Origin of the sequence: Micrococcus sp. HOU01, from assembly GCF_035609305.1 — a bacterium.
In the GTDB taxonomy this organism is placed as follows: Bacteria; Actinomycetota; Actinomycetes; order Actinomycetales; family Micrococcaceae; genus Micrococcus; species Micrococcus luteus.
In genome coordinates, this window is record NZ_CP141211.1 from 1,404,862 (window position 1) to 1,422,218 (window position 17,357).

The 17,357-nt window shown below is 70.4% G+C and carries 14 protein-coding genes and 1 pseudogene; 9 read left to right on the forward strand and 6 right to left on the reverse strand.

Features of this window, described 5'->3' with window-relative positions; all coding sequences use genetic code 11:
- Window positions 1-103 precede the first annotated feature (103 nt).
- From leuA to SOY78_RS06440, 3 genes are read left to right on the forward strand one after another with little or no spacing between them, the layout of a single operon-like run.
- Window positions 104-1,837, forward strand: a complete 1,734-nt coding sequence (gene leuA, locus SOY78_RS06430; RefSeq protein WP_036384708.1) for a 2-isopropylmalate synthase — start codon at window positions 104-106, stop codon at window positions 1,835-1,837.
- On the forward strand, window positions 1,834-2,655 hold the full coding sequence (gene recO / locus SOY78_RS06435) for a DNA repair protein RecO (RefSeq protein WP_101967656.1): 822 nt from the start codon (window positions 1,834-1,836) through the stop codon (window positions 2,653-2,655). Before leuA ends, recO begins: the two co-directional genes overlap by 4 nt.
- On the forward strand, window positions 2,652-3,515 hold the full coding sequence (locus tag SOY78_RS06440) for an isoprenyl transferase (RefSeq protein ID WP_237069128.1): 864 nt from the start codon (window positions 2,652-2,654) through the stop codon (window positions 3,513-3,515). Before recO ends, SOY78_RS06440 begins: the two co-directional genes overlap by 4 nt.
- Here SOY78_RS06440 and SOY78_RS06445 read toward each other — a convergent pair.
- A complete protein-coding gene (locus SOY78_RS06445; protein WP_036384727.1) occupies window positions 3,455-4,564 on the reverse strand; it encodes an alpha/beta hydrolase in 1,110 nt (369 codons plus the stop codon). The genes SOY78_RS06440 and SOY78_RS06445 overlap by 61 nt on opposite strands.
- Window positions 4,565-4,619: 55 nt before the next feature.
- On the opposite strand from SOY78_RS06445, the gene SOY78_RS06450 reads away from it, so the two are divergent.
- Window positions 4,620-5,747, forward strand: a complete 1,128-nt coding sequence (locus tag SOY78_RS06450) for a quinone-dependent dihydroorotate dehydrogenase (RefSeq protein ID WP_324701317.1) — start codon at window positions 4,620-4,622, stop codon at window positions 5,745-5,747.
- A 66-nt stretch (window positions 5,748-5,813) separates the two neighbouring features.
- Here the strand turns inward: SOY78_RS06450 and SOY78_RS06460 are convergent.
- Window positions 5,814-6,435, reverse strand: a pseudogene (locus SOY78_RS06460) (DUF3043 domain-containing protein).
- Between the two features lie 80 nt (window positions 6,436-6,515).
- On the opposite strand from SOY78_RS06460, the gene SOY78_RS06465 reads away from it, so the two are divergent.
- The 5 genes from SOY78_RS06465 to SOY78_RS06485 all read left to right on the forward strand — a co-directional run bounded on the left by SOY78_RS06465 (window position 6,516) and on the right by SOY78_RS06485 (window position 11,733).
- A complete protein-coding gene (locus SOY78_RS06465; RefSeq protein ID WP_036384731.1) occupies window positions 6,516-7,919 on the forward strand; it encodes a dipeptidase in 1,404 nt (467 codons plus the stop codon).
- A gap of 118 nt (window positions 7,920-8,037) precedes the next feature.
- Window positions 8,038-8,430 (forward strand): iron-sulfur cluster insertion protein ErpA, encoded by a 393-nt coding sequence (erpA, locus tag SOY78_RS06470; protein ID WP_002854644.1) that lies wholly within the window; start codon window positions 8,038-8,040, stop codon window positions 8,428-8,430.
- A 335-nt stretch (window positions 8,431-8,765) separates the two neighbouring features.
- Complete coding sequence (coxB, locus tag SOY78_RS06475; protein ID WP_324701931.1) at window positions 8,766-9,626, forward strand: cytochrome c oxidase subunit II; 861 nt, start codon at window positions 8,766-8,768, stop codon at window positions 9,624-9,626.
- Window positions 9,626-11,335 (forward strand): cytochrome c oxidase subunit I, encoded by a 1,710-nt coding sequence (gene ctaD / locus SOY78_RS06480; protein ID WP_052007134.1) that lies wholly within the window; start codon window positions 9,626-9,628, stop codon window positions 11,333-11,335. The genes coxB and ctaD overlap by 1 nt, the downstream gene beginning before the upstream one ends.
- The gene (locus SOY78_RS06485) at window positions 11,332-11,733 is read left to right on the forward strand and encodes a cytochrome c oxidase subunit 4 (RefSeq protein WP_036384748.1); all 402 of its coding nucleotides are present in this window, start codon (window positions 11,332-11,334) and stop codon (window positions 11,731-11,733) included. The genes ctaD and SOY78_RS06485 overlap by 4 nt, the downstream gene beginning before the upstream one ends.
- Before the next feature lie 1,114 nt (window positions 11,734-12,847).
- Here SOY78_RS06485 and SOY78_RS06490 read toward each other — a convergent pair.
- The 4 genes from SOY78_RS06490 to SOY78_RS06505 all read right to left on the reverse strand — a co-directional run bounded on the left by SOY78_RS06490 (window position 12,848) and on the right by SOY78_RS06505 (window position 17,165).
- Complete coding sequence (locus SOY78_RS06490) at window positions 12,848-14,542, reverse strand: cytochrome b (protein ID WP_036384751.1); 1,695 nt, start codon at window positions 14,540-14,542, stop codon at window positions 12,848-12,850.
- 5 nt (window positions 14,543-14,547) lie between these two features.
- Window positions 14,548-15,624 (reverse strand): ubiquinol-cytochrome c reductase iron-sulfur subunit, encoded by a 1,077-nt coding sequence (locus SOY78_RS06495; protein WP_324701318.1) that lies wholly within the window; start codon window positions 15,622-15,624, stop codon window positions 14,548-14,550.
- 69 nt (window positions 15,625-15,693) lie between these two features.
- Window positions 15,694-16,500 (reverse strand): cytochrome c, encoded by an 807-nt coding sequence (locus SOY78_RS06500; RefSeq protein ID WP_036315101.1) that lies wholly within the window; start codon window positions 16,498-16,500, stop codon window positions 15,694-15,696.
- A gap of 86 nt (window positions 16,501-16,586) precedes the next feature.
- A complete protein-coding gene (locus tag SOY78_RS06505; protein ID WP_020625607.1) occupies window positions 16,587-17,165 on the reverse strand; it encodes a cytochrome c oxidase subunit 3 in 579 nt (192 codons plus the stop codon).
- Window positions 17,166-17,357: the final 192 nt, after the last annotated feature.

A 17,357-nucleotide genomic window follows, 5' to 3' on the forward strand; every position in this document is an offset into this window, starting at 1 on the left:
CCACCGGACCGGACACCCCGTGCGGAGTCCCTGACCTCCCGGTCCGGCCACCGACCACCCACCTTTCGCGCGCCCGCCGCGCGCACGTCGAGGGAGAACACGCATGAGCGCCCACCTGCAGAAGTCGTCGGGGATGAAGTTCCACAAGTACGTCCCGTTCCAGGACCAGATCGAGGTCGCCCTGCCGGACCGCACCTGGCCGGACAAGGTCATCGAGAAGGCGCCGCTGTGGTGCGCCGTGGACCTGCGCGACGGCAACCAGGCCCTGATCGACCCCATGGGCCCCGAGCGCAAGCTGCGCATGTTCCAGCTGCTCGTCGGCATGGGCTTCAAGGAGATCGAGGTCGGCTTCCCGTCCGCCTCGCAGACCGACTACGACTTCGTCCGCCAGCTCATCGAGGGCGACCACATCCCGGACGACGTCACCATCCAGGTCCTCACCCAGTCCCGTGAGCACCTGATCGAGCGCACCTTCGAGGCGCTCGAGGGGGCCGACCGGGCCATCGTGCACCTGTACAACTCGACGTCGGTGCTGCAGCGCCGCGTGGTGTTCCGGCAGGACGAGGACGGGATCGTGGACATCGCGACCTCCGGCGCGCGCCTGGTGAAGAAGTTCGAGGAGCAGCTCAAGGGCACGCAGATCACCTACGAGTACTCGCCCGAGTCCTACACGGGCACCGAGCTCGAGTTCGCCCGGCGCATCTCGGACGAGGTGGCCACGGTCCTGGAGGCCTCCACCGACCGCAAGATGATCCTGAACCTGCCGGCGACGGTGGAGATGTCGACCCCGAACGTGTACGCCGACTCGATCGAGTGGATGCACCGCAACCTGGAGCACCGCGACTCGCTCATCCTCTCCCTGCACCCGCACAACGACCGCGGCACGGGCGTGGCCGCCGCCGAGCTGGGCTACCTCGCCGGGGCGGACCGCATCGAGGGGTGCCTGTTCGGCAACGGCGAGCGCACCGGCAACGTCGACCTGGTGACGCTGGGCATGAACCTGTACTCGCAGGGCATCGACCCCATGATCGACTTCTCCGACATGGACCACATCAAGCGCACGGTCGAGTACTGCAACCAGCTGGCCGTGCCCGAGCGCTCGCCCTGGGGCGGCGACCTCGTCTTCACGGCCTTCTCCGGCTCCCACCAGGACGCCATCAAGAAGGGCTTCGAGGCGATGGAGGTCGACGCGAAGGCGGCCGGCACGGACGTGGACGGCATCCCGTGGGCCGTGCCGTACCTGCCCATCGACCCGAAGGACATCGGCCGCTCGTACGAAGCCGTCATCCGCGTGAACTCGCAGTCCGGCAAGGGCGGCGTCGCCTACCTGCTCAAGTCCGAGCACAACCTGGACCTGCCGCGCCGCGCGCAGATCGAGTTCTCCCACGTCATCCAGGATCTGGCCGACGCCCAGGGCGGCGAGGTCTCCGGCGCCGACCTGTGGCGCGTGTTCCAGGACGAGTATCTGCCCGCCGACGCGGCGGAGGCGCAGTGGGGCCGCTACCGGCTCCGCTCGGTCTCCTCGGCCTCCGGCGAGGACGGCGCGTTCCGGATGGAGGCCGAGCTCGAGGTCGACGGCGTCACGCAGACCCGCACGGCGCAGGGCAACGGCCCGATCGACGCGTTCCTGCGCATCCTCGGCGAGGAGGGCGTGGACGTCCGCGTGCTCGACTACTCCGAGCACGCACTGTCCGAGGGCGGCGCGGCCATGGCCGCCGCCTACGTGGAGGCGGCCGTGGGCGACCGTGTCCTCTGGGGCGTCGGCCTGGACCACAACACCACCACCGCCTCGCTGAAGGCCGTGGTGTCCGCGGTGAACCGCGCCCTGCGCGCGTGAGCGGCTCCGGCTCCTCCCGGCGGGGTGCGCGGCACGGCGGCTACGCGGCGAACTCGTTCCGCACCGAGGCCATCGTGCTTCGCACCCACCGTCTGGGGGAGGCCGATCGCATCATCGAGGCGCTCACCCCCGAGCACGGCCTGGTCCGGGCCGTGGCCAAGGGGGTGCGCAAGACCTCCTCCCGGCTGGGCTCGGTGGTGGAGCCGTTCATGCACTCCACGCTCCAGCTCGCGCGCGGCCGGGGGGAGCTGCACACCGTGAGCCAGGCGCAGCTGCTGCACCCGTACGCAACGATGCTGGCCGCCGACTACGACGCCTACACCGTCGCCGGCGCCCTCGCCGAGGCCGTCGAGCGGGTCCCCGCGGTGGACGACGACGGTCGGCGCGCCCAGTACCGCCTGTTCCACGGCGCGCTGGCCGCGCTGGCCCGCGGTGCGCACGACCCGCGCCTGATCCTGCACTCGTTCCTGCTGCGGGCGCTCGCCCAGGCCGGCTGGGCCCCGACCTTCGACCGGTGCGCCCGCTGCGGCGCCCCCGGCCCGCACACGGCGCTGCACGTGGGCCTCGGCGGGGCCGTCTGCCCCGAATGCAGGCCACCCGGTGCCGCTCACCCGGCCCCGGAGACCTTCGACCTGCTCTCGGCCCTCGCGGCGGGGGACTGGGCCACCGCGGACGCCTCCGGGGCCCCCGCCCGCCGCGAGGCGGCCGGTATCGTGGCGGCGTACCTGCAGTTCCACGCCGAGCGGCGCCTGGTGTCCCTGTCCGTCCTGGACCAGGACCTCGGCCTCCCCGCCCCGCGCGTCGAGAGGAGACCATGAGCGCCGACCGTGCCCCGCAGCCCCCGCCGCCGCACCCCTCGGGTGCGGTCGCCCCGCGGATCGACCCGCGTTTCGTGCCTCGGCACGTGGCGATCGTGATGGACGGCAACGGACGGTGGGCCAACCAGCGCGGCCTGCCCCGCACCGAGGGCCATCGGGCCGGCGAGGCGGCGCTGCTGGACGTCGTCGCCGGGGCGGTGGAGCTGGGGATCGGCCACGTGTCCGTGTATGCGTTCTCCACGGAGAACTGGCGGCGCTCGGCGGAGGAGGTGCGCTTCCTCATGGGCTTCTCCCGGGACGTGCTGCGCCGGCAGCGGGACACCCTGCACTCGTGGAACGTGCGGATCCGGTGGAACGGGCGGGCCCCGCGCCTCTGGACCCCCGTGATCCGGGAGCTGCAGGAGGCCGAGGAGCTCACGCGCCACAACACCGGCACCACCCTGCACATGTGCGTGAACTACGGCAGCCGCGCCGAGATCCTGGACGGCGTCCAGGCGATCGCCGAAGAGGTCCGGGCCGGCCGGATGCGGCCGGGCGAGATCAGCGAGGATGTCATCACCCGCTACCTCGACCGCGGCTTCCGCACGGGGCAGGACGTCGACGTCGTCCCGGACGTGGACCTGTTCCTGCGGACCTCGGGGGAGCAGCGCCTGTCCAACTACCTGCTGTGGCAGTCCGCCTACGCGGAGCTGCTGTTCCTGGACGTGCTGTGGCCGGACGTCGACCGGCGGACCCTGTGGGCCGCCGTCGAGACCTACGCCCGACGGGACCGCCGCTACGGCGGCGCCGTGGACACCCCTCAGCCGGCGCCGTCGTCCGGCGCGCCGGACTCGGCCTCGGACGCCGACGGCGGCGCGTAGGCCCCCAGCCACGTGAGCGTCGCGGCACCGGCCGCCTCGCGCACCGACGCGGGGGAGGCGAACACGTCGTGCAGCGCGTCGGGGAGCCGGTGGACGGTCACCCGGTCGCCGAGCCGCAGGGAGCGGCGGGCCATGGCGTCGGGGTCCAGGACGATGTCCGAGGTCAGCATCGCCTCGCCGTAGGACGTGCCCCGATGCCCGCGCGCGGAGACGAGCACGAGGATCGGCACGGAGACGTCGAGCCGCCCGGCCACGGCCCGGTGCCCCGAGAGGACCGCGCTCAGCCAGGCGGCCGGCACCTCGAACGCGTGCGGGGGACGCCAGAGCGGGTGCAGGTCCCATTCGCCCTCGGCCTGGTCCGAGAGGGTACGCCAGTAGTGGTCGATGCGCGGCAGCGTGAGCATGGCGTAGGGCTTCATGGCGGAGACGGGCCCCACGATGGACTTCGCCAGCAGGCGCACGCCCGCGCTGCCCTGCATCTCCAGCCACGGGCTGTTGAGCACGAGCGCGGCGAGGCGGCCGGGATTCCGGTCCGCCCACAGCGCGGCGATCAGCCCGCCCGTGGAGTGGCCCATGAGGATGGGCGGCAGCGGGTGGTCCTGGGCGATGGTCTCGAACGCGGCCTCGAGGTCCGCGTCGTAGCGGGCCAGGTCGTCCGTCCAGCCGGGCGTCTGCCCCGCGCGCAGCGAGCGGCCGTAGTGGCGGAGGTCGACGGCGTGGAACGCGTAGCCGGCGGCCTCGAACGCGCGGGCGAGCGGGGCGTTGTAGAAGTAGTCGCTCCACCCGTGCACCGAAAGGATGGGCCGCCGGGCCGGGTCACGGGCGGAGTCCGTGCGCGGACGCACCACTGTGACAAGGTTCTGTCCTTGTTCATCGGTGTCGAGGCCGAGCGTGCATCGTTCGAAGCCCGGCAGCCCGTCCGGGACCCAGCCCAGGCCCGGCGGATCGTCGAGGAACGGGCGGGTGTCCTCCTCCGTCGGTCCGCCGGCGGGTGCGCCGTGCGGGGCGGAGGGGTCCGGGGGCGGCGGCTGGAGCGGGTCACGGGCCATCCGACCACTGTAGGAGGACCCCGGGCAGGCGGGAGGCCCGTGCGAGGATGGGGGCATGCAGCTGCCTGATCCCAAGTCCGCCGTCGACGGCATCCTGACCTCCCGCGCGCCTCGCCTGTACCCGCCCTTCTTCCGTGCCGTGTTCGGCGGCATGGACGCGGAGCGGGCGCATCATCGGGGCTTCGACGCGATCCGGCTGGCCGAGCGCACCGGGGCGTCCGCCGCCCTGCGCGCCGCCTTCCGCCCGGACCCGATGCTCGCGCGCACGGTCATGGGCCTGCGGTTCCCGACGCCCTTCGGCCTGGCCGCGGGGTTCGACAAGGACGGCCGGGGGACCGCCGCCCTGGCCGACCTCGGGTTCGGCCACATCGAGGTCGGCACGATCACGGCGCAGCCGCAGCCCGGCAACCCGCAGCCCCGACTGTTCCGTCTCGTGGACAACCGGGCGCTGGTCAACCGCATGGGCTTCAACAACGACGGCGCGGCGGCCGTCGCCCCCCGCCTGGTGCGGACCCGGCAGACGCTGGAGCGCCGCTTCGGCCCGGCCCGGCCGGTCCTGGGCGTGAACATCGGCAAGACCAAGGTGGTCCCGCTCGAGGACGCGGCGGACGACTACCGGGCCTCGACCCGCCTGCTCGCGCCCCACGCCGACTACCTGACGGTCAACGTGTCCTCACCGAACACGCCGGGGCTGCGCCAGCTGCAGGAGATCGACGCGCTGGAGCCGATCCTCACGGCGGTGCGCGAGGAGGCCGACCGTGCGGTCCCGGGCCGTCGCGTGCCGCTGACCGTGAAGATCGCCCCGGACCTGGCGGACGACGACGTGCGCGCCGTCGGGGCGCTCGCCGAGCGCCTCGGACTCGACGGCGTCATCGCGACCAACACGACCGTCTCCCGGGAGGGCCTGCGCACCCCGCGTGCCGACGTGGACGCCCTGGGCGCGGGCGGCCTGTCCGGCGCCCCGCTCCAGGAGCGGTCGATGCGGGTGCTGGAGGTCCTGCGGACGGCGCTGCCGACGGGCACCGCCGTCGTCAGCGTGGGCGGGGTGACGGACGCCGACGACGTCCAGGCCCGTCTCGACGCGGGCGCGGACCTCGTCCAGGGCTACACCGCGTTCCTCTACGAGGGGCCGTTCTGGGCCGGCCGGATCACCGCCGGGCTGGCGCGGTCCCTGCGGGGCTGACGGTCTGCTCGCCGGGGCCGCGACGGCCCGGACCCACCGGGGTCCGGGCCGTGGCGCGGTGTCGTGTCAGGCGGGGTACTCGCCCCGCTTGACCTGGGGCTTGGGCAGACGCAGGCGGCGGAACTGCAGGGCCCGCATGATGCCGTAGAAGCCGGTCCCGGGCTCCGGCGTGCCGAAGCGCTCCGTCAGGCCCTTCTTGATGTGCCAGGCTGACCAGGAAGCTCTCGATGAGCACGAGGGCCACGAGGACGTACAGGCTGATCATCAGGATCAGCTGCGCCTCGCGGCCGGGGATGAACATGAGCAGGACGTAGGCGAAGACGACGGGCATGAGCCACTCGCCGATGCCGGTGCGCGCGTCCACGTAGTCACGGACCCAGCGCTTCTGCGGTCCCTTGTCGCGTGCCGGGAGGCCGCGCTCGTCCCCGGTCTCCAGCGCGGCGCGCTGGCGCATCCGCTCCTGGGCCATCGCCTGACGCTCGGCCTTGCGGGCCGCCTTGCGATCTTCGGGGACCAGGGTGCGACGGCGCGCGGCCTCCTGGTCGCGGCGCCGTGGAGTCGGGCCCTTCTTGCCCTGCGAGCGGTCGCGCGGCGCGGCCCCGGACACGGCGCCCTCGGCGGGAGCAGCCGAGGAGCCGTGAGTCGAGGGGGCGGGCGCGGTCTCGGGGGTCTTGTCTCGCTTGAACACCCGTCCAGTCTAGTGGTGGGGCGCGTCCGGCCCGGCCGGGGGCACGACCCTCGGCCCCGCCGCCGTCTACGCTGGCCGTCATGACTGACATCACCTCCCGTGCGCCGCAGGACGCGGCCCTCGTCTCCGCCGTCCGTGAGGCCGTCGAGGCCCGTTTCCCGACGACCCTCCAGACCCTCACCGACCTCGTGGCGATCCCGGGCATCGCCTGGGACTCCGCGGACCGCACCCAGCTCGAGCGGTCCGCCGAGGCTGTCGCGGGCCTGCTGCGCGAGGCGGGCCTGCAGGATGTGGAGATCGTGACCGAGACCCGCGACGACGACCGGCCCGGCGGGCCGGCGGTGATCGGCGAGAAGCCCGGCGCCTCCGACAAGCCCACCGTCTTGTTGTATGCCCATCATGACGTGCAGCCGCTCGGGGACGAGGACCTCTGGGACACCCCGCCGCTCGTGGCCACCGAGCGCGGCGGGCGGCTGTACGGCCGCGGCGCCGCCGACGACAAGGCCGGCATCATGGTCCACCTCGCCGCCCTCGCCGCCCTGCGGGACGTCCTGCCCGACGCCGGCGTCGGCGTCCGCGTCTTCATCGAGGGCGAGGAGGAGGCCGGCTCGCCCACCTTCCGCACCTTCCTGGAGAAGCACCGGGCGCGCCTCGACGCCGACGCGATCGTGGTCGCGGACTCGTCCAACTGGGCCGTGGGGGAGCCCGCGCTGACCACCTCCCTGCGCGGGCTGGTGGACGGCACGGTGACCGTCCGGGTGCTCGACCACGCCGTGCACTCCGGCATGTTCGGCGGGCCGGTCCTGGACGCCGTCGTCCTGCTCTCGCGGCTGATCGCCACGCTCCACGACGCGGACGGCGCGGTCGCCGTGCCCGGCCTCGAGCCGCGGCAGACCGCGGGCCTGGACTACCCCGAGGACGTCTTCCGCGCGGACGCGGGCGTGCTGGACGGGGTGACCCTGGCCGGCCGCGGCCCGGTCGCGGACCGGCTGTGGAACGCTCCCGCGCTGAGCATCATCGGGATCGACGCGCCCTCGGTCGCGGAGTCCTCGAACACGATCCAGCCCGCGGCGCGCGCGAAGTTCTCGCTGCGCCTGGGCCCCGGCATGGAGCCCGCGGAGGCCTTCGAGGCGCTGCGCACCCACCTGGAGGCGCAGTCCGCGGCGGTGCTCGGCGCGGAGACCACGGTCACCGCGGGGGAGTTCGGTCAGCCGTTCACGACGGACACCTCGGCCCCCGCCGCGGCCGCGATGATGGCCGCCCTGGAGGACGCCTGGGGCGTCGAGCCCCGGGCGATCGGCATGGGCGGCTCCATCCCGTTCACCGCGGACCTCGCCGAGGTCTTCCCGGAGGCCACCCTCCTCATCACGGGCGTGGAGGACCCGGACACGCGGGCGCACTCGGCCAACGAGTCGCTGCACATCGACGACTTCCAGCGGGCCGTCGTGGCCGAGGCGCTCTGGCTCGCGCGGCTCTCGGCGTGAGCGCCGCCCGGCCCGTCGGTGCGGCGGGCCGGGAATGCCCCGTGGGCGGCTAGTGTTGCCCGGGAGACCACACGCGCGTGACGGCCCCGTCCGCGCCCCATGATCTGAGGAGGTCACGATGGCTCTGTCCGCAGAGGAGACCGGCGTCGAGATCGGCGCGACCCAGGACGCCGAGGGCCTGCCCCCGCACGAGGTCGAGCTGACCGACGTGGCGGCCGGCAAGGTGCGCTCGCTGCTCGAGCAGGAGGGCCGCACGGACCTGCGGCTGCGCGTCGCCGTGCAGCCGGGCGGCTGCTCGGGCCTGATCTACCAGCTCTACTTCGACGAGCGCGTCCTCGACGGCGACACCGTCCGTGACTACGACGGGGTCGAGGTGATCGTCGACAAGATGAGCGTGCCCTACCTCATGGGCGCGACCATCGACTTCGAGGACACCATCTCGAAGCAGGGCTTCACGATCGACAACCCCAACGCAGGCGGCTCGTGCGCCTGCGGCGACTCCTTCCACTGATCTGCGGGCGCCCGGAGCGCCACGGACCGCGAACCGGCGGGTCGGCCTCGGCCGGCCCGCCGTCGTCGTGCCCGGGCACCGCGCCCAGGATGCTCGGACCCGACTCCCAGACACGATCGGCACGTGTCACGGTGCGGAGAATCCGCGTGTTTCGGCTTAGACTGGCTCTGAATCATCAGGGCATACCCGTGCTCCCTGCGAGGACGCTGCGAGAAGCCGCCGAATCGCCGGGGGAGCGGGGACGCCCCTCGCACACGAGATGAAGAGGAAGGCCGTCTGTGAGAGCACAGAATGACGCCGGACGTCGGACCCGCCGCCGCTGGACCGCCGGTGCCGTGGGCACCACGGCGCTCCTGGTGCTGACCGGCTGTTCGGCAGAGGTCCAGCGCGGCTGGTACCCCGGCACCCGGGACACCACCAACCACAACGCCCAGCTCACCGACCTGTGGGTGAACTCCTGGATCGCGGCCATGGTCGTCGGCCTGCTGGCCTGGGGCGCCATGATCTGGTGCATGGTGGCGTACCGCCGCCGCAAGAACAACCAGGGCTTCCCGAAGCAGACGGCCTACAATGTGCCGCTCGAGACCATGTTCACGGCCATCCCGATCCTGATGGTCTTCACTTTCTGGGGCTTCACCGACCGCGTCCAGACCGAGGTCGACCGCCCCGTGGACGACTCGCCGCTGACCGTCACCGTGTACGGCAAGCAGTGGTCCTGGGACTTCAACTACTCCTACGAGCAGGAGAACGGCGAGGTCATCGAGGCCTACTACTCCGGCATCCAGGCCCAGCTGGACGGCACCGAGGGCGTGCGTGACACCCTTCCGGTCCTGTACCTGCCGAATGACGTGCCGGTGCACTTCGAGCTGAAGTCCCGTGACGTGGCCCACTCCTTCTGGATCCCGCAGTTCCTCCAGAAGCGCGACATGGTGCCCGGCAAGACCAACCACCTGTACCTGACCCCCCAGGAGCTGGGCAGCTACGACGGCAAGTGCGCCGAGCTGTGCGGCGAGTCCCACTCCGAGATGCTCTTCAACGTGGAGGTCGTCGACGAGGCGGAGTTCGTCCAGCGCCTCGAGGAGATGGAGCCGGGTCAGGTGGGCGACGAGTACAGCCGCAATCCCAACAACAACCCTGACGGCGCCGGGACGATGGAGCGCGATCTCCAGACCCCCCGCGGTGGAGGTAGCCACTGATGACCACTTACGAGTACGCAACGGATGAGGTGCGCTCACAGGCGCAGCCTCGTGTGGTGCCCCGTTCGCTGGGCAAGATCGTCGTCAGCTGGCTGACGACGACCGACCACAAGGTGCTCGGGTACATGTACCTGATCACGTCCTTCGTCTTCTTCTGCATCGGCGGCGTCATGGCCCTCATGATCCGCGCGGAGCTCTTCGAGCCCGGCATGCAGATCCTGCAGACGAAGGAGCAGTACAACCAGCTGTTCACCATGCACGGCACGCTCATGCTGCTCATGTTCGCGACCCCGCTCTTCACGGGCTTCGCCAACGTGCTGGTGCCGCTGCAGATCGGTGCTCCGGACGTGTCCTTCCCGCGTCTGAACGCCTTGGCGTTCTGGTTCTTCCTGTTCGGCTCCCTCATCGCGACCGCCGGGTTCCTCACCCCGCAGGGTGCGGCCTCGTTCGGCTGGTTCGCCTACGCCCCGCTCTCCAACACCACGTTCTCGCCGGGCGTCGGCGGTGACCTCTGGGTGTTCGGTCTGGTCCTCCAGGGCTTCGGCACGATCATGGGCGGCGTCAACTTCATCACCACGATCCTGACGATGCGTGCTCCTGGCATGACGATGTGGCGCATGCCGATCTTCACCTGGAACACGCTCATCACCAGCATCCTGATCATGATGGCGTTCCCGCCGTTTGCCTCCGCGCTCTTCGCGCTGGGCCTGGACCGTCGCTTCGGCGGCCACATCTTCAACCCGGAGAACGGCGGCGCCATCCTGTGGCAGCACCTCTTCTGGTTCTTCGGCCACCCCGAGGTGTACATCATCGCCCTGCCGTTCTTCGGCGTCGTGTCGGAGATCATCCCGGTGTTCTCCCGCAAGCCGATCTTCGGCTACAAGTCCATCGTGTTCGCGACGACGGCGATCGCCGCGCTCTCCGTGACGGTGTGGGCGCACCACATGTACGTGACCGGCGCCGTGCTCCTGCCGTTCTTCTCCGTGATGACCATGCTCATCGCGGTCCCGACCGGCGTGAAGTTCGTGAACTGGATCGGCACCATGTGGCGCGGTTCGATCACCTTCGAGACCCCGATGCTGTGGACGCTCGGCTTCATGGTCACCTTCCTGTTCGGTGGCCTGACCGGCGTCATCCTGGCGTCGCCGCCCCTGGACTTCCAGGTGTCCGACACCTACTTCGTCGTGGCGCACTTCCACTACGTCATCTTCGGCACCGTGGTGTTCGCGATGTTCGCCGGCTTCTTCTTCTGGTGGCCCAAGTTCACCGGCAAGATGCTGAACGAGCGTCTCGGCAAGATCCAGTTCTGGCTGCTGTTCGTGGGCTTCCACGGCACGTTCCTGATCCAGCACTGGCTCGGCGTCATCGGCATGCCCCGCCGCTATGCGGACTACATGGTGGAGGACAGCTTCCAGGCGATGAACGCGTTCTCCTCGGTCTTCTCCTTCGTTCTCGGCGCGTCGCTGATCCCGTTCTTCTGGAACGTCTACATCACCTCGCGCTATGGCAAGAAGGTCACCGTGGACGACCCGTGGGGCTTCGGCGCCTCGCTCGAGTGGACCACTTCGTGCCCGCCGCCGCGGCACAACTTCCACTCCCTGCCGCGCATCCGCTCCGAGCGTCCGGCGCTGGATCTGCACCACCCGGAGCTCTTCCCGCACTCGCCTCAGAACACGTCTGAGGCCTTCGGAGAGAAGGTGTCCCGGTGAAGGTCGCAGCGAACATCTTCTGGGTGATCGGCCTGTTCTTCGTGGCCGCAGGCACCCTGTACGGATTCTGGATCGAGTGGACTGAGTGGGCTGGCATCCCGGCCCTCTACGCCCTGAGCGCGATGTCCTGGATGATCGCCTGGTACCTGCGGGCCGCCGAGCACAAATACGGCGTCGGCCCTGCAGATGACGAGGACGGTCAGATCGTCGAGTACGCCGGCACCTACGGCACCTTCGCTCCCTGGAGCTGGTGGCCGCTGGGCCTCGGCCTGGGCTGCGCGATCATCGTGACCGGCCTGGCCGTCGGCTGGTGGGTCTTCATCATCGGCATCGTCGCCGCCGCCTACTTCACCTTCGGGTGGGTCTACGAGTTCTCTCGGGGCAAGTACGCCCACTGACCTGGCCGTCGTCGAACGCCGCAGGCCGGACCCCTCGGGGGTCCGGCCTGCGGCGTTTCCCTGGGAGCTGAGTACGGCCAGCCCGCCGTCGCGGCGGCCAGCCCCTGCGCCGCGGGGCCGGTCACGGCGACCGGCCTACTCGCCGCTCGGGGGCCAAGCGTGGTGCCCGGGTGAAGGGTTCGCCTGGTGGCCCGTCCCGCTGTCTCGTGGTCTCCGTAGGCCCGGGCATCGACCGCCGCGCAGAGTCAGCGGCGCGCCAGGAGCGCCTCACCGCGCTGCCCATGACGACGTCTGCGTGCCGCGGCGGCACTTGAATGGGCCGTCCCGTCGCGCGTCCCGTTGATGCCCGTGCCCGCGACTCCTACGCCGCTCTCAGCGGCCGGAACGAGCCTCGTCACGTAGAGACCGGGCAGGGGAGTCGCACGGGGTGCAGGCCAGCAGGGCCGTCGCTTGTGACGGTCCACGTGGCGAGGTGAGGGTGACACTTTCGGTGGGCGCCGGACGAGGCCCCCTCCGCCCCCTCTGCACCGTCCGAGGGGGCGGGGCCGGCCCGGCCTCCGGAGAGCCCGTGGCCGCGTCCGCACGGGCACCTGCCACGCACTGTCGACAGCTCCTCGGTCAGGAAGAAAGGGCTGGCCGGTGGTTGCGGCGATGGGCCTCATCATCACCATCGGTGCATCGGTGCATCGGTGCAGCGGAGTACGGCTTGGCTCTGCACCGGTGCCCACCATGTTGACCGTGACGCCGTGGCCTGCATCCGGGCCGTCGTCCATCTCGGGGCCCAGGGGTGGCGGATGGCCACCCTGCCGGGACAGCCCCCGCCGCCAGGACACACCGTCGGGCACGGGCCCGCGGCACCTGGGAGTCCGGAACCGGGCACGTGGCCGTCAGCAGGGGCCGGGCACGTCCCAGGCTGGCGGGAAACGCTGGGCAGGCCCACGGGGGTGGCCCGGGACCGGCGGGCCTGAACCCTTCGCCGTCCATGCGGGCCGATGCGCGCCGCGGCGTCGGGGCTGCTCAGGGCAGCGCGTCCTCGAGGTCACCCTGGGAACGTCGAAGGGCCCCACGCACCATGGTGCGTGGGGCCCTTCGTCAGGGAATCAGCCGCTCGGGATCAGCGATCCAGGTGAGGGGCGTGCGAGCCGTGCTCGAGCTCGACCGCGGACTCCTCGTGGCCGTGCTGGCCGTGGGTGCGGGCCTCCACCAGCTCCTCGCGGGAGACCGGGGCGACGCGATCCTGGTAGAACATGCGGTTCAGGCCGGCACGGGCCTTCTCCAGCGCGCCCACCTTGCCGTTGCGGCCGGGCATCGCCGGCACCGGGCGGCGGTCCTCGAAGGACACCAGGCGGTACAGCTCGTAGTCGGTGAGCTGGCGGTGACGCTCGTGGAAGCCGCCCTCGGGGGACATCTCGATGACGCCGGCCTCGTGGCCGTGGAGCACCAGCTCACGGTCCTTGCGCTGCAGGGACAGGCAGATGCGGCGGGTCACGATGAAGGCGATCACCGGGCCGAGGAAGAACAGCGCGCGCAGCACGTACAGCACGTCGTTCAGGGAGAGGTGGAAGTGGGTGGCGATGAGGTCCGAGGACGCGGCCGCCCACATGACGCAGTACCAGACGACGGCGGCCACGCCGATGCCCGTGCGGGCCGGGGCGTTGCGCGGACGGTCGAGCAGGTGGTGCTCAGTGTTGTCCTTGGTGATCCACCGCTCGATCCAGGGCCAGGTGCACATGCCGACGAGCAGGACGCCGACCGGGATCAGCGGCACGAGCACGCCCATGGGCAGGGACACCGAGGAGCCCCACGGCATCGGGATGTTCCAGAGGAAGGAGTAGTCGCCGATCATGCCCGGCATGAGGCGCAGGGCGCCGTCGAACACGCCGATGTACCAGTCGGGCTGGGTGCCGGCCTGCACCGGGGACGGATCGTACGGGCCGTAGTTCCAGTTGGCGTTGATCGTCACCGTGGAGGCGATGAGCGCGAGCACACCGAACACGATGAAGAAGAAGCCGCCGGCCTTGGCCGCGTACACGGGGCCCACCGGGTAGCCGACCACGTTGTCCTCGGTGCGGCCCGGGCCCGGGTACTGGGTGTGCTTGTGCACGACGACCATGAACAGGTGGATGCCGATCAGCAGCAGGATGGCGGCCGGCACGATCATGATGTGCAGGGCGTACAGGCGGCCGATGACCGAGTGGCCGGGGAACTCGCCGCCGAAGAAGAAGGCGGAGAGGTACGTGCCCACCAGCGGCAGCGACTTCAGGATGCCGTCGATGATGCGCAGGCCGTTGCCGGAGAGCACCTCGTCGGGCAGGGAGTAGCCGGTGAAGCCGGCGGCCCAGCCGGCCATCAGCAGGAAGCAGCCGACCAGCCAGTTCAGCTCACGCGGGCGACGGAACGCGCCGGTGAAGAACACGCGCAGCATGTGGACGGACATGGCCGCCACGAACATCAGCGCCGCCCAGTGGTGCAGCTGGCGCATGAACAGGCCGCCGCGCACGTCGAACGAGATGTCCAGGGTCGAGGCGTAGGCCGCGGACATCTCGATGCCGCGCAGCGGGGCGTAGGCCCCGTCGTAGACGACCTCCGACATGGAGGGGTCGAAGAAGAGGGTGAGGAACGCGCCGGACAGCAGCAGGATGACGAAGCTGTACAGGGCGACCTCGCCGAACATGAACGTCCAGTGGTCCGGGAAGATCTTGCGGCCGAAGAACTTCACGATCGGCGACATGCCCATGCGAGTGTCGACGAAGTTGGCGATGCGGCCGGTCGTGGTCGCCGGCTGGAACTCATTCACGGTGGTGCTCATAGGTGTCAGCCACGCTCCCAGTAGACAGGCCCGACGGGCTCATGGAAATCGCTCTGGGCCACGAGGTAGCCCTCATCGTCCACGGTGATCGGCAGCTGCGGCAGCGCGTGGCTGGCCGGGCCGAAGATGACCTTGCACTCCTGCGTCAGGTCGAAGGTCGACTGGTGGCAGGGGCAGAGCAGGTGGTGGGTGTGCTGCTCGTACAGGGCGATCGGGCAGCCCACGTGCGTGCAGACCTTGGAGTAGGCGAAGATCCCGTCCACGTTCCAGTCCTCGCGACCCGGGGTGATCTTCACCTTGGCCGGGTCGAGGCGCATGAGCAGGACGACGGCCTTGGCCTTCTGGTTGAGCTTGTCAGGGCCCAGGTTGTTCAGGCCGTCGGGGATGACGTGCACGGCGGAGCCGAGCGTGACGTCCGAGGCCTTGATGGGGGAGCCGGTGGGGTCGCGCACGAGGCGCACGCCCTCGGCCCACATGGTGTGACGCAGACGCTCCGGACCGAAGTTGTGGATCTCCTCATCCGAGAAGTTGTCCGAGTCGTCCAGATCGCGGAACACGGCGATGAACGGCAGGGGGGCCAGCAGGGCGGCACCGATCAGGGTGTTGCGCAGCAGGGGGCGGCGCTTGATCTGCGACTCGTCCAGGATCTCGGAGATCATCCCGGTGGCGGCCACGCGGTCGTCCTCCGAGCGGATCTCGTGACGGTCCTCCACGGTCTCGTGGTCGGGCATCAGGGTCTTGGCCCAGTGCACCACGCCGATGCCGATGCCGAACATGGCGAGGGCGGTGCCCAGGCCGAGCAGCAGGTTCTGCAGGTAGATCTTGCTGAACGCCTCGCCGTTGCCGATCTGCCCCACACCGAAGTAGCCGATGAAGAAGAGCACCGTGCCCACGATGGAGATGAGGAACATGACCGAGACCTGACGCTCGGCGCGCTTCGCAGCCTTCGGATCCTCATCGGCCAGGCGCGGACGGTGCGGAGGCAGGCCCGGGTTGTCGATCGCGTACCGGGGCGCGTCCTCGCCGGCGTGCTCGAGGGAATCCGAGCGGTGCTCGGTCCCTTCAAAGCCTTTCTCGCCCATATGTCCTGTTTCCTTTACTCGAGTGATGAATGTCGATGACGGGTGGTCGGCGCGCCTGCGCCGACGGGATCAGGAGGACCGGCTGGTGAGCCAGACCATGAAGCCGATGATCAGCGCCAGGCCAGCGGTCCAGATGAACAGGCCCTCGGAGACGGGGCCGAGCGAGCCGAGGGCGAGGCCGCCGGGGGAGCCCTGGTTCTCGATGGTCTTCAGGTAGGCGATGATGTCGCGCTTGTCCTCGGGCTTGATGTTCGAGTCGGAGAACACCGGCATGTTCTGCGGGCCGGTCTCCATGGCCTCGTAGATGTGCTTCTCCTCCACGCCCTGCAGAGAGGGGGCGTACTTGCCGCGGGTGAGCGCACCGCCGGCCGCGGCCGCGTTGTGGCACATGGCGCAGTTGATGCGGAACAGGTCGCCGCCGCGGGTGATGTCCACGTCCTCGTGGTTCACATCCAGGTACTCGTCCTCGGGGACGGCGGGGCCGGCACCCAGCGAGGCGACATAGGCGGCGAGCTGGGCCGTCTGCTCGTCGTTGAACTGGTTCGGCTTGACCTGGGCCTGCGGGCCGTTCATCTGCATCGGCATGCGGCCGGTGCCCACCTGGAAGTCGACGGAGGCGGCGCCGACACCGATCAGGGACGGGCCGGAGGGGCCCCCCGCGGCACCCGTGCCGTGGCACGAGGCGCAGTTCGCGTTGAAGAGCTTCTCGCCCTCGGAGATGTCATCAGCCGAGGCGGCCGCGGTGACCTGCGTGGCCGCCTGCGCCTGGTTCACGGTGCTCGCGACGGAGTACAGTCCGCCGGTCACCAGGAGTCCCAGCAGGAGGAGCGCCAGCCCCATCAGGGGATGGCGTCGGTTCTGCGAAAGTGCCTTCACGGGGGTTTCCTATCGTTCTCTTCCGGGGCGGGCCGCTCATGCTGCCGGCCCGGGCCTGAAGTCGGTGCGGTGAGTGGGGGGTCGTCTTACTTCAGGAAGTAGACGATGAAGAACAGGGCGATCCAGACGACGTCCACGAAGTGCCAGTAGTAGGACACGACGATCGCGGACGTGGCCTCGTGGTGGCCGAAGCGGCGGGCCATGTAGGCGCGGCCGATGATGAAGAGGAACGCGATCAGGCCGCCGGTCACGTGGATGGCGTGGAAGCCGGTGGTGATGTAGAACGCCGAGCCGTACGCGTTCGCCGCGACGGTCACACCCTCGGAGACGAGGACCGCGTACTCGTAGGACTGCACCGCCACGAAGATCGAGCCCATGATGAAGGTCAGGATGAACCACTCGACCATGCCCCACTTCCCGAACTGCAGGAAGCCGCCGGTGCGGCGGGGCTGAAGGCGCTCGGCGGCGAGGACGCCGAACTGGGCGGTGACGGAGGAGAGCACCAGGATCGTCGTGTTCACCGCGGCGAGCGGGACGTTGAGGATCGCGGTGTGCTCGGCCCAGAGCTCCGGAGACGTGGAGCGAAGGGTGAAGTACATGGCGAAGAGCCCACCGAAGAACATGAGCTCGCTGGCAAGCCACACCATGGTCCCGACCTGCACCATGTTCGGCCGGCTCGGGAGCCCCGTGGTGGGCTGATGGAGAGTGGGGTTAGCTGTGGTCACCCAGCCATTATGGCCCCAAACACCGCCCGGGCGGTAAATCGAACCTACCGTGTCGCAGGACAGGTCGTCAGCACCGTCGGGGGGGTTTCAGTGGCAGTCGGGGGGTGGCGTCCAGGGGATGTTCAGGTTCGG